Annotated in this window: 8 protein-coding genes; 4 read left to right on the top strand and 4 right to left on the bottom strand. The window is 37.7% G+C overall.

The genetic code is table 11. From position 1 onward, the window contains the following. Positions 1–289: 289 nt before the first annotated feature. Together LFYK43_RS11040 and LFYK43_RS11035 are read right to left on the bottom strand one after the other, a co-directional pair. Positions 290–1261, bottom strand: coding sequence for a glycosyltransferase family 2 protein (locus LFYK43_RS11040; protein WP_124978272.1), 972 nt, complete (start codon positions 1259–1261; stop codon positions 290–292). Positions 1262–1456: 195 nt separating this feature from the next. After that, positions 1457–6175, bottom strand: coding sequence for a glycoside hydrolase family 70 protein (locus tag LFYK43_RS11035; protein ID WP_124978270.1), 4719 nt, complete (start codon positions 6173–6175; stop codon positions 1457–1459). A gap of 300 nt (positions 6176–6475) precedes the next feature. Here LFYK43_RS11035 and LFYK43_RS11030 point away from each other — a divergent pair, with 300 nt between their 5' ends. Then, positions 6476–7594: a glycosyltransferase family 4 protein gene (locus tag LFYK43_RS11030; protein WP_124978268.1), complete on the top strand. Its 1119-nt coding sequence runs from the start codon at positions 6476–6478 to the stop codon at positions 7592–7594. 54 nt (positions 7595–7648) lie between these two features. On the opposite strand, the gene tagD is transcribed toward LFYK43_RS11030, so the two are convergent. Further along, positions 7649–8056, bottom strand: a complete 408-nt coding sequence (tagD, locus tag LFYK43_RS11025) for a glycerol-3-phosphate cytidylyltransferase (protein WP_124978274.1) — start codon at positions 8054–8056, stop codon at positions 7649–7651. Between the two features lie 124 nt (positions 8057–8180). Between tagD and LFYK43_RS11020 the strand changes: the two genes are divergently transcribed. The 3 genes from LFYK43_RS11020 (at position 8181) to LFYK43_RS11010 (ending at position 12549) form a co-directional block, all read left to right on the top strand. Next, on the top strand, positions 8181–9125 hold the full coding sequence (locus LFYK43_RS11020) for a glycosyltransferase family 2 protein (protein WP_124978266.1): 945 nt from the start codon (positions 8181–8183) through the stop codon (positions 9123–9125). A 70-nt stretch (positions 9126–9195) separates the two neighbouring features. Next, entirely contained in the window at positions 9196–10719 is a 1524-nt protein-coding gene (locus tag LFYK43_RS11015; RefSeq protein WP_158609242.1) for a glycosyltransferase-like membrane protein, read from the top strand. An 81-nt stretch (positions 10720–10800) separates the two neighbouring features. Beyond that, a complete protein-coding gene (locus LFYK43_RS11010; RefSeq protein ID WP_124978262.1) occupies positions 10801–12549 on the top strand; it encodes a putative glycosyltransferase family protein in 1749 nt (582 codons plus the stop codon). A 100-nt stretch (positions 12550–12649) separates the two neighbouring features. Here the strand turns inward: LFYK43_RS11010 and tnpC are convergent. Continuing rightward, the coding region (gene tnpC, locus LFYK43_RS11005; RefSeq protein WP_124978260.1) for an IS66 family transposase at positions 12650–14147 on the bottom strand (1498 nt) is incomplete at its 5' end.

Raw genomic sequence — 14147 nt, 5'->3', positions numbered from 1 at the left:
TTCTTTAAAGTGCAAGTTATCTTGAACTTGATCCTCGACTGCAGAAGTTTGGATATTAGGGTCTTTAATCTCGAGTAAATTTAGGATAGAATTGTCTTGGGACATCATTAAAACCTCGCTTTGATTGATTTTTGGACACTTTAATCTTAGCACTTGAGGGACAATGATGTCCTTTTTTAGTATTTTGAGAAAAAAATAGTGCTGATGATTTTACTCATCAACACTAAAAAGTGTACACCCGAAAAAAATAGTTTTCCGCACTTCTTATGCGCGGAAAACTTGTTGAACCTTACTCATTGTTCTGTGTTTTATCTGTAAATTTATCTTCTTCGATAACATATCTCGGACGTTGCTTAACCTCAGAAAAAATCTTTCCGACATACTCACCGATCACACTGATCGAAATTAACTGAACTCCTCCAATTAACCAAATTGAGATCATTATCGAGGACCAGCCAGTTATCACATCACCCATCATTTTCCGAACCAACGTATAAATCATCATTGCCAAACAGACAATAACAACCATGATACCTAAGTTCATGATCATATGGATCGGAGCAACTGAAAACGATGTAATTCCGTCAAAAGCAAAGTTCAGCATCTTTTTTAATGGGTACTTTGACTTGCCGGCAAAACGTTCCTTACGAGCATAGTAAACTTTAGTTGACCGGTAACCTACTAAGGGTACCATCCCCCGCAAGAATAAGTTACGTTCTTTATATTGTAATAAAGTTGATGTTGCTCTTTTGCTTAACAAACGATAATCAGCAGAATCGGGGACTAAGTTAACCCCAATTTTACCCATCAGTTTATAGTATGTTAGTGCTGTTTTACGTTTAAAAGCAGTATCTGTTTTGCGACTGTTACGAACACCATAAACTACGTCAAAACCATCTAGATAATTAGCTACCATTTCAGGAATCGCGTTAACATCGTCCTGCAAATCTGCATCAATAGTGATAATCATATCAGAATAGTCATTTGCTGTAGTCATTCCTGCAATTAGGGCGTTCTGGTGACCATAATTACGGCTAAACTTAATTCCCGTAACATAATCATATTTCTCACAGTAGTCACTGATTATTTCCCATGTCCGGTCTTTACTGCCATCATTGACGTAGAGAATTTTACTTTGGGCACTGATTTTTTTTTCTTGAATCAGCTTGGTCAGAATTTGACCAAGCTCCTTATTTGTTTCTGGTAAAACTTCTTCCTCATTAAAACAAGGAACAACGATCGTTAGAGTATTTGAATCCATTACTATTCTCCTATTTTAAATATCAGTGTAGTGAGAACCTTGTTCCCTGGCCACATGGAACATTATACAACGTGAAATCTAATATAAAAATAAAGACATGCACGCCCATAAAGTAGTGTACACGTCTTTATTGAACTATTCAAATCAAGTTATGTTGAAAAAGATCAACTTGATCCTTTCTCACCATTTAGGTAATTATTTTTTCAAAGCACCAGTTTTAGTATCAAAAAAGTAAGTTTTCCCATTGATAACCTGTCTGCCGTATAACATTTGACCTTTACTGTTATAATATACAGTTTTCCCGGAAACTTTCTTAAATCCTTTTGCCATCGAACCTGTCACTTTATCGAAATAATACCAGTGATTATTGATTTTTTGCTCGCCATACATCATCTTACCGTCTAGGTCATAATACACAGTTTTTTTGGCTTTGGGTAATGAAACAAAACCTTTCTGCATTACGCCAGTTTTTTCATCAAACATATACCAAGAGTTGCCAATCTTTTTCTGACCCAAAGCGACTGAACCGTCTGCATTTAAATAGTACACCTTGTGCTGTGTACGAACCCATCCGCGACTTTGGTCACCATTGGCCAACCAATCCTCGTCGGAAGTAAACTCACTTGGCAACTGGGTCTGTAATAAATGATCTTTGGTACTCTCTACATAGTAGTAGCTGCCATCTTTATTTTTCATGACTCTTCCGATACCAACATTTTGTGTAGATGTACCATTCTGGTATTTTGCAGACCACTGGGTAATATGAGTTGTTGGATCAGGAGCAATTCCAGTTGATTTAGCTTTAGTAGCGAAGAGGTCTGGATACAATTGCTGCAACTCATTCAAGAATTTGCCGCCAAATTTAGTTTGCCCTTCACCGCCGCCAATCGTGTAAGCTAGATAGACTTCATTTGCAAAAGTTTTTCCGTCGACAGAAAGTGGATTGCCATAGTTATCTGTCCGACTAACTGTAACTGCCTCTTGAGTCGGAAAACCTAACATTTGATTCATAACCAAGTCTACTTGTGCCTGCATTCCAGCTGCATGGATTGCTTGCAATGCTTCTGCCAACTGTGCACCAGTTCCATATTTAGTTGGGTTAGCTTCTGTCCCTAGAGTGTAGCGATCGTTAGTCGAATACCCCTCGTTGTAACGACTCATGCTGAAGGAAGTGTATGGTGGTGCCATCCAAAAATCAGTAATTCCTAAATCAGAAAAATCTTGTGCAGTATCCGCGATTTTAACATATGCAGAATTATGAATATCTGTGAAGTTTGGCTGATATAAACTAAAGTCTTCATAAATAACATGAGAATCCAAAGCTGCATTGGATTCATAGATTTTACCAGATTGCTTTTTAGTCGTAGAATCACTTGTTGTGGCCACTTGACCTGCACTAGCACCAAACGGAACCCAAACACCAAGGTAGCCACTAACTAAAGGATTTGCATACCCTTGAACAGTCACTATCAAATTGCCTTTAGAATCAGTTGTTAGGACTTGTGAACTATCGAAGGTGACACCCTCAACTTTTGAACTGGAAGCAATCGTATCAATGATGTTCATATATTTCTGATTTGCATGGGCTTTACCCATAGCAACAGTAATTGTTTGTTTCTTCATAGAAGGATCATTGGAAACGATAACCGCTATTCCTGTGTTTCTTCCAAGAGTGTCTGACGCAACTGAATTAACATCGTTATTGCCCTTACCATAACGAACACTTGCAACTAAATTATCGCCGTAGGACTGATAAGACTGCCCACCAGCAACATATTTTTGTCGTGCTTTAAGCATGTTCACGATTCCATCATAATAGATAGATTTGCTTTCCATATATGCTTTTGTTTCATCATACATATCCCCATAATAAAGCTGAGGCACAGTGTCCTTATTGCTCAGCAAGATTGCATATTGAGAAAGCACATTATAAATCGCATATTTTTTGTTAGTCTTAAGTTGATCTTGATAATATTCTTTCCAAGCTTTCTCAGCATATTCTGGCTTGTAACTATCACCCATAATATCCGTAACTCCAGGATGAGAATCAATAACCATCTGGTTGATCACATTCTTACGCTGATCATGGTTCGTTACAAACGACCAGTTTGGCTGGGCTTGATTATCATTAGTATCATTCTGACGATTTACCACACTATTGGTAATCAGGTTCCCTAACACGTCGCGTTGTCCAGCAGCTTTGCCAAGAGTATTTAATAAAGTATAGAATTCTTGACTATCCATGTACAATTGTTGATTATCCTTTGCGCCAAGCATGCTTGCTGCACCGGAGTGATAGCCTTCATTGTATACTAAATGACTATTAGCATTTGACTCGCTGTCTTTCAATCCAAACATGTCGTTTAATAATTGAGCTTGCTGGTCAAGAACATCAGCATCAATGTTGTCTGCTGCATCGTTTCTAAAGCCATCAAAGTTGGCATCTTTCCCATAACCATTAATTTCACCATATTTAAGCAGATAATATTCCCAGTTAATATTTTCCGCTTGCACAATTGGATTTGAATTATCAATATCATTTCCAACCAACAGCTCCGGTCCAAAATTGTCGCTGCCGGTTTCATTTCCATATTGATTCCAGATAGTATAATTCATGTTCCGGAATTTACTATCTGCGTTGGTCGTGCTTCCCTGCTTTTGGTTACCTTCACCGCTATTAACAAAAATAATCTGATCATTATCAACAGTACCGCTATGATCAGGTTTATAACCTGGCTCCTTTTCAACAGGCAGTTCTGATAAGCCGTTAAAATCAGGAACTGTTGCGATAAAGGCATCCATCGTGCTTGCAAGATTTCCCGTACTATAATTGTTCTTATAAACTTCTTTTTCTACAGCATCACGTAGCTTTCTAGCATAACCATTTAACGTCTTATTTGACGTAGCTCCATTTAATCCAGCAACATCTATACTTGTCAAACCAGTCGACGCATCAACATAACCATGATTGACGAAGTACTTAATGTATTGAGCTTCAATATCTTTGGACGGCCAAATATACAGCATATATGGGCGCCAGTCTGATTCACTTGTGCTGACCCATTTTTGTCCATTTTGATGAATTCCACGTGGACGATACCACCCAGTCCAACTAAGATATCCATCAACTGTATTCATTGAATGATCGTCATAAGAAACTGGCATGTCATTTAGAGCTTCATCGTACCATGACTTATCCCCGATTGTTTTTAAAGCACCCGTCTGTTTATCAAAATAGAATACTGCCTCTGTATCACTCTGATTATCCATTAAAACAGTACCATACTGCATCTGACCAGATTTTAAATCATAAAAGACTATCTTTTTCTGATCTTCGATAACTTGCAGTCCAGTCTTTCGAGCACCAGTACTTTGGTCAAATAAGTACCAGCGATTATTGATTTTTTGTTGCCCTTTCAGCATTTTCCCTGAATTCACATCATAATAAACTGTTTTATTTTGATTAGCAATTTTCTGGAATCCAACTTTCATCGCACCGGTTACTGAATCAAAAAGATACCAGGACCCATTGATTATCTTCTGACCGTATTGCATTTGTCCATTTGAAGAATAATAAGATGTTTTATGTTCGCCTTTTCCGTCGACAAGTTTTTGAAAACCAGTCTTCATTGCACCAGTTAGCTTGTCAAACAGGTACCATTTGCCACGAATCAATTTCTCGCCATATTGCATTTGACCATTTGCTGCATAATAAACTGTCCTTTGAGGAGCCTTCAATCTCTGGAACCCTTTTTTCATGGCGCCAGTTACTGTATCAAAAAGATACCAGTGGTTAGCTACTTTTTGTTGGCCATATCGCATCTGACCGTTTGCTGCATAGTAAACTGTTTTATTAGGCAATTTGGTTATACCGGTTGACATAGCTCCTGTTTGACGATCGAAGTTATACCAATGATTGTTGAGCTTTTTCTGGCCGTATTGCATCTGACCATTTGCTGCATAATAGCTTGTCTTGTTACGTCCTTGTCTGTCTACCAGTTTTTGGAAACCAGTCTTCATTGCACCAGACTTGTCATCAAATAAATACCACTTTTTATTTATTTGATGCTCGCCATATTGCATTTGACCATTTGACGCATAATAAACTGTCTTTTTTGAATTCTTTGCAGCTTTTACCTGTTTGAAGCCAGTCTGCATAGCACCTGTCATTTGGTCAAATAAATACCAGTGACTTTGAATTTTTTGTTCTCCATACTGCATCCGGCCTTGTTGGTTATAGTAGACTCGTTTATTCTGATTTTTAATATTTTGAAAACCAGTTAGATTGTTGCCTTTCTGATCGCGTAAATACCAATAACCATTTTCTTTAACTTGTTTTGGTTCATTCTGATTATCAAGTTTTGCTGGTCCATGTTTAACCAAAGTCTTATCTTTTCCCCCAGCAGACCTTTTAACTTCACTTGAATCAACAGAATTATCTCTTTCCGTAGTCGAAGTAGAAGAGCTTTTTGTGTCATCGTCTGTTGCAGTCTTAGCCTCACTAACTTGTTGCTGGGTTTGTGTATCATTCTGACTAGCAGCTTCATTTCCATACTTGGTAGCGGCATCATCGGATTGCTCAATTACAGAACTATTCGTCGACAAAGACTCGCTTGTATTTTGAGCCGCATCCTGAATCTGTTGTTCGGTATTGTTTTCAGCTGTCCCTTGTTGCTGTTGGTCAATTGCACCTTGAGATCCATCACTTAATTCAGAGCCAGTAGCATCTGTCTTCCTTTCAGTTGAAGTTTTGTCGTCTTGATCAACAACAGTTGCTGTTGGTTGATTAGATTCATCAGCAGAAACAGTATTCAGACCAACCTGCATACCTGCAACTAAGCCGAAAAACACCAGCGGGGCAATTACCCAATTCTTACCCGCTTTATACATTTTAAACCTTTTTTTAACTTCCATTACAAAGTTACCCCCAAATAAAATGTAATAATAAATCTATCCACTACACAGATAACTATTCGCTGGTAAAATCGTTTTCATATAAGCATCCTAGCTGTTATCTCAACTGTTTTAAGTTCATAGTTATCCATCAATCAGTATATCACCTTTTTCATGAATATTTTCTATTTTTTATGCCATCGCGACTCACTGAAATAAGTTCCATAATTCTATCAAATTTTTAACTTAGAATATGTTATCATTGTTAGTAAAAGAATTTACAGACAGTAATACTATTACATTAATAGAGGACTTTTGCTTATGTACAAAATTTTCGCATCTTTATTCGCCACCATGATTATTTCAGCTGCTTTGGTACCCATAATCCGCAAGCTAGCTATCAAAGTCGGCGCTATTGACAAACCAAATGCCAGAAGAGTAAACAGAAAACCAATGCCAACCTTAGGTGGACTGGGCATTTTTATTGCGTTTAATTTTTGCAACTTCGTTCTGTTGCGCGCGCAATTTCCTACTAAGCAACTAATGGCGCTATTTTTGGCTGAATGTATCGTAATTATTACTGGAGTAATTGATGACATTTTTGAAATCAGGCCTTACCAGAAGCTGCTGGGCGTAGTTCTTGCAGCTGCAATCGTTTATTATGTTGCAGGTGTCAAAATGACTTCGTTCTCTATCCCGTTGATTGGATTAATTCACCTCAAGTGGATGAGTATGCCAATCACTTTACTCTGGATAGTAGCAATTACTAATGCTGTTAATTTACTAGATGGTTTAGACGGTTTAGCAACCGGCGTTTCCATTATTGCTTTGACTACGAGTGCTATTACTGGATTTTTCTTTTTAACTGTAAATACAACATTTGTCCCGATACTAATGTTAACCTTAGTTGCCGCTTTAATTGGATTTTTGCCTTATAATTTTCACCCGGCAAGTATCTTTTTAGGTGATACAGGTGCTTTATTTATTGGTTTTATGATTTCAGTCTTCTCTCTCTACGGACTCAAAAACGCTACATTTATCAGCATTATTATCCCAATCTTTATTTTGGGTGTTCCAATCACCGACACTGTTTATGCGATTTTACGCAGGATGGTCAATAAAAAGCCGATTTTCCAAGCAGATAAACATCATTTACACCATCGGTTGATGCAAATGGGACTGACACACCGGCAGACGGTTTTAGTCATCTATGGTATTGCCATGATTTTTTCATTTATTTCATTGCTCCTGCCGCTCTCTAGCCTCTGGGGTACGATTTTCCTAATCATTGCTTCCTTACTCGGCCTAGAGTTATTTGTTGAAGCAATTGGATTAGTTGGCGCACATAGACAGCCTCTCTTGAACTTCATCAAGAAACTCGTCGTAAATTCAGCCACAAGAGAAGGTTTGCCAGGAGAAAAGAAGAATAAAAAGCATTAAAAAAACGCCGCTTTTGACGACGTTCAATCAAGTACATATTTTATTCGTAAAATACTAATTTTTAGGCTGATCTTCGTGGAGATTAGCTTTAATTTTAGTAGTACTGATTTCTGGTGTACGTGGCAAATAAATAACATCGACTCCTTCATCTTTTAAGAAGTCAAACTTGCCTTCCCAGTCATCACCCATGACAAAGGTGTCAACGTTAAAATTATGAACATCTTTGACTTTTTGATCCCAACCTTCTTCTGGAATGACTAAATCAACGTAACGAACAGCTTCAACCAGCTGCTTGCGTTGTTCATAAGGAAAATAAGTCTTTTTGTGTTTCTCGTTCCAGTTGAATTCATCGGTTGAGATTGCTACGATTAGGTAGTCACCTAACGCTTTAGCTCGCTTTAATAAGTTGATGTGACCGTAATGCATTAAATCAAAGGTCCCATAAGTAAGTACGCGTTTGATAAATATCACCTCTCTGTATTTGTTTGATATTTTACCCTATATTATACGCTCAAATGTGCCAGAAAGGAAAAGTATTTTATATTACTGACACTAGAACTAGGTCGAAAGAAGGCATAATTACTTAATGAAGATAATTTCTGTAGTTGTACCCTGTCATAATGAAGAAAAAACGATTCCACTCTTTTTTAAAGAAACTGAAAAAATAAAAAAAGACTTACATGGATATCAACTCAATTATTGGTTCGTAAATGACGGCTCAACTGACAAAACCCTTGACGTTTTACGAAACCTAAATTCAACCGATCCTGAAAGGGTACATTACTTATCCTTTTCAAGAAACTTTGGCAAGGAGGCTGCTCTTTACGCTGGCTTGCGTGAAGCAAATGGTGATTATGTAGCTGTAATGGATGTTGATTTACAAGATCCTCCCTCCTTACTTCCTGTTATGTTGTCTGGAATTGAAGATGATGGGTATGATGCTGTCGGTGCACGTAGAATTAATCGTCAAGGAGAGCCCAGGATTCGTTCTTTTTTCTCAAAACTTTTTTACCTGTTTATCAACCGCCTCTCTAATACCGAGTTTGTCCCAGGAGCTCGCGATTACCGTCTAATGACTAGACAAGTAGTTGATGCAGTAATTCAAATTTCGGAATATAATAGGTTCTCTAAGGGCATCTTTAGTTGGGTCGGCTTTAACACTAAGTATTTGGAATACGTCAATCAGGAACGCGTTGCTGGCACAACAAACTGGTCCTTTTGGCAGCTTATTCACTATTCAATTGAGGGAATTGTCAACTTCTCTGAGAAGCCTTTGGCAATTGCTTCATATGTTGGACTTAGCTCATTTATAGTCTCTGTTCTTGCAATAATCTTTATTATCATCAGAAAGCTTTTCTTTGGTGGAAGTGCCTATGGTTGGGCATCTATGATTTCCGTAATTTTGATGATCGGTGGGATCCAATTGTTATGTTTGGGCATATTAGGTAAGTACATCGGAAACATATATTTAGAAACAAAGAAAAGACCAATTTATTTGATTAAAGAAAAAGATAACCAAATTGATAAATAATTTTACCAAACTTGAATTTGCCAACCATCTAAAATATACACTATTTGCATTAAAATGAGGAGAAATTATTTTGCAAAAAAAAATTCAGCATTGGAGCAACAATTTCATTAACGTGTTTTTAGTTATACTGGTATCGATTGCCATTCTAGGCAGCGCATCTAAAATTCTACCGTATTTTGACGAACTCGGTTCAAGCAGTGTCTACTTGGTAGACTTGGTACTGATCGTGAGTGTTATTTTTGTTCTGACTTATCATTCTATAAAGCCCTATCTTCGACAACTTTACTTTCTGATCTCCAAGTATGTACGCCCGCTAACTCTTGCTCTTTTTGTTCTGATTGTTTTTTGGCAATTCTACGTTGTTAAATCAATTAACGGAAAAACCATGTGGGATGCAAATATGATTTTAACCCGAGTAGCTGACTTCCCTCAAATGAAAGCTTTAACTAATGAATACCTCTCTGTATATCCCAATAATATTCTTCTTTATCTATACGAGCGCGGTGTTTGGCTATTCTTAGGAAAGCCTGATTTACCTGTTTTGACTTTATTTTTAGCACGAGTCAACATAGCTTTAGTTGATTTTTCAATCATTGTTGTAGGTCACACCCTCAAGGGCTTATTTAATAGATACACAGGTACTGTTTATTGGATTCTCGGCTTTTTGTTGATGGGATTATCACCTTGGATTGCCGTTCCTTACAGTGATATTTGGGCATTCTTTTTTAGTTCTGCGGCAGCCAGCCTGACTGTATCCATATTTAAAGCAAAGAAAATCTGGCAAAAAATTATTTACCCTGTTCTCCTCGCAATTATTCTCACTGCCAGTTATTTTATGAAACCTTCTTTGATTATTTTTTATATTGCCGCAGCTATCGTAGGCAGCGTTGCTTTGATAATCAAGAAGAGTACCATCTCATTTTTATCTTTGCTGACTCTAGCCATTACAACAATAGTTTTGGCTTTGTCGTTTAACAATTATCAAAAAAACATCCCCAATCTCAATCTAAACGAAAATAGGGCATTTTCCATGATGCATTTCGCAGCTATGGGTTCGATAAAGATGGGTGCATATAATCCTGCTGATTATTTTGCTGATAAAAGAATAAAAGATCCAGATAAGCGAAATGAGCGGGATATCCGAGTCTTAAAAAAAAGAATTGTTGGCTACAAAAACGTGGGCAATTACCAACGCTTTTTAATTAGAAAACATGTTTTCAATACTGCTGATGGCGGATTTAACTGGGCGGGAAACGGAAACAAGATAATTTTTGAGCCTAATCCAGATAACTTCGCACAAAAATTATTTACAACTCAAAAAATAAGTTTCACGGCACATACGGCATTTTCTTTCCCAGTACAAATTTTTTGGATTCTAACTTGGATTTTGACGCTTTTTTCAATCCCTAACGAGCGTCTTTTCACGCAAATATTTAAGTACTCAATTGTCGGCTTTTTCCTTTTCCTCCTTATGTTCGAAGGAGGAAAGAGTCGGTACATGATCCAGCTACTACCTTTTATTTTAATCTTAGCTAGCATTGGAGCTGATAATTTGGCCTCTTTTATCAGAAAGCAAAAGTCTTTATCAAATTAACCACTGCTTGAAAACCGTGATATTCTGTTTTATTTTTACAAGGCGACAAAAAGTATTTTTTTATCTTAGGGGGAATTGCAAATGTATAAAACGATTTATCATTGGTGGAATAAACTTTGGCCTTTTTTTGTTTTTTTGTTGCTGGCATTTTTTCTAATAGTCCCTCAAATAAATAGAAGTTCACTTATTCTTGGAATCGATTCAGTTTTTCACTTAAATCGTTTTTATGATTCCATGATGCAAATTAAGACCGGCAAGTTTAATTATTTTTTAATGAACTTTGGATTTGGCGGGATAGGTCGCGTGGTTAATGCTTTGTATGGCCCAGTTTTTTCTTATTTTCAAGGTTTCTTATTACTTATAGCCAAAAATTGGTACAGATATCAATTGCTTTCAGACATCTGTTTGTCATTGGTTAGTTCTTGTTCTATGTACCTGCTTTGCCTTAAAGCTAAACTAAAGAAATCTTTGGCGTGTGTACTGGCTCTTTTTTATTCTACCAGCTCAATTGTGACAGTATGGATAGTTTCTCAACAATTCACTGGTTGGGGTGCAGCTTTTTTCCCATTACTCTTGATTGGCGGGATCAACCTCATCAAAAAAGATTCAAAACCTAGAGACTTCATTATTATGGGCATTTCTGTCTCCATTTTATTTCAAGTTCACATGCCTACCGCAATTTTGGGAGTATTGTGTCTGATGCCATTTTTTGTTGGTGGCTTTTTTAATAAAAAAAGCAAGTTAGGTTATTTCTTACAGGTACTTCTAGCTGTACTTATCTGTTTATGCCTAACCGGCAATGTCTGGGGATCCTTGTTACAACTAAAATTACATAACAATATGTTGGGGCCCTGGCCATACGAATCCATGGGAGATTTTACAAGTAATTTCAGTCTCAATGGTCCTTTTGCCTCAGATATCGGTCGTAGTCCTGTTTATGGAACCATTTTTTCCCTTATTATTATTATAACGGTCATATTTAGTTTATTATATTGGAATAATATTTCTCTTTTGAATAAAGTGTCAACCATTACAATAGTGATTTTTGCACTACTCGCTTCTGATATTTTCCCTTGGGAACGGGCAAGCTATCACTTTTTGTTTTTGAAACAGCTGATTCAATTTCCAAGAAGGTTCATAGTCATACCAGAAAGTTTATCCTTATTGACCATTGGATTGAATATCAAAGAATTAGAGGTCAATTCCTCAAAATGGAAACTTTTCATACTACCACTACTGATTCTTTCGTCTTTTTCAGTTTTTTCTGAAGTTAGCAGCCAATCAAGAGCATGGAATACAGCTTCCATTTCACCGTGGAGAAACCATTTGTTTTTCAAAACCAGCCCAACTGGCGTAAGGCAGGCATTTATGGACCCAGACTTAAGCAAGGGACTGAATTCTTTACAAAAATACAACATGGATTATCTCCCAACAAAAACAGCGATTCCTTTGGACGGAAGAAAAATATCTCCTTTATATGGTCCTTATATCAGACTATTAACTAAGGATTCTGAAGGTGTATCAAAACGAGTGAACTCAGATGGTCAAATGATTATTTCAATTAGGGCGGCTAAGGTCGAAAAAAAATCGCTGCCAATAGTTATGTACAAGGAGTCTCGTCTAACCACAAAACAAAACCGCAATAAACAACAGACATACACTCTTAATGAAATAAATCAGCCACAAGTGACAGTCAATAAGGGTAGAAATACATTTAAATTAAGCTTTCAGACCCCCAAGATTGTATCCATCTTATTCATAACAAGCATAATTTCTTGGGTAACAATCCTAGTCTATTTTACCTATGAAAAGATAAAATTCAGCAAGTAAAAATATGAGGTTGTCAAAAAAAGCAAAAATGTCGCTGCATAAGTGGTCAGAAAAGAGATGTAAAGTGCATTGCGAACTTTGCACCTCTTTTTCTGACTGCTTAAGCAGCCGCTTTTTTTAACTTTTTCGTTCGATTCCATGGCAAATAATGCCTCAACTCAGCTTCACTTAGAGAATCTGCTTGAGAGAGAGCTGTCAGAATATCAAAAAGGTACTGCAATGGATCCAAGCCGTTGGCTTTTGCACTTTCAATTAATGTTAACCAGATTGCGTTAGCCTGTGCGCCGGCTATGCTGGTACTAAACAGAAAGTTTTTCCGGTCAATGATCAGCGATTTTATTGCTTGTTCACAAGTGTTGTTAGACAGATCGAAAGCCCCATATTGTAACAACTTGTCGATTGCGGTTTTTTGACCGTTAGCATATTTTATTGCTTTGCCCAGCATTGATTTTGGTAAAGCTGGTAATTCAGACAAACACTGCCAAAAGTCAGTGAATAATGGCGCTAGTTTTTGACCACGCATTTTCGTTCTAGCTTCAGGCGATAGATTTTTCCATTTCTTTTCCAGCTTAAACATTTGATTAAGCATCTTGAGTGGCTTTTTAGCTCGCTGATCTCTTTTGGCCGCTTCAAAAAACTTCCGGCGGACATGAGCCAAACAACCGACCCGATCGCAACAATCAACAGATGAATAGACTGAATAACCGTCGCACTGTAACACACCAGAAAAGCCAGCATAAAGCTTTTGCCCGGATTTAGCTGTCCGATCAGGTTGATACGCGTAGTATATGCCTTGGTGCTGTGCGGTTTGCGGGGTCCGTAGGACCCACATTCTTGATTCAGTACTTGCTTTTTTACCCGGTTCTCTTAAAACCTGCACGACTGTCTCATCACCTTGCAGATAAGGTGCTTTGAGCAACTCAGAGTGAATCAATTCGGCTAAAGGCTGAAGCAGCTTTGAACCATTGATGACAGCGCGCGACAAAGTTGACTCACTTGTTTTCCAGCCTAGCCGTTGCCAGTCCTTTAACTGCCGATACAAAGGAGTTCCCAGACTGTATTTTTGATAAACAATGTTACTTAACAATTCAGCTGTAATGGAACTATGTAAAAATAAATTTCCCGGTGCCTGGGCGCTGTAAAAAGCTGTACCGCCGGCCTGTTGATCAACGCAATCTTCACAGTCACAGGTATAGGTTTCGAGATACTGATCTTCGACCCACAGTTTAGCAGGCTGGTAGCGTAATTTTTTACCCAGGGGTTTTTTGCCAATCATCTTTAACTTGTGTCCAAAAGGACAAAAATCGGATTCACGCCGATATATCGTAGTTACTACGTCTAAGCCGGCTACCTGTTCTTCCCTTTTTTGCCGCTTTTTTTGTGGTTTTTGGACCGTTGTCTTACTTTCTTGCGTGCTTTGTTCGTCAGTGAGCTCTGACCGGCTAAAAACACTGTCTGGATCCTCAAATAATGACAATTGATCTGGATCTTGTGTGGTGGTCCGCTCGGACTTTTGCCCAAATAGTTGATTTTTAAAATACAGCAACATTTCTTCTAGTTCTTTGATGCGCGCCGTATTCGCCTCATTTAGTTTGCGT

The sequence above is a fragment of the Ligilactobacillus salitolerans genome (assembly GCF_003864415.1).
In the GTDB taxonomy this organism is placed as follows: Bacteria; Bacillota; Bacilli; order Lactobacillales; family Lactobacillaceae; genus Ligilactobacillus; species Ligilactobacillus salitolerans.
The sequence above is the reverse complement of the archived record's forward strand: the minus strand, read 5'-3'. Positions and strand labels throughout refer to the sequence as shown.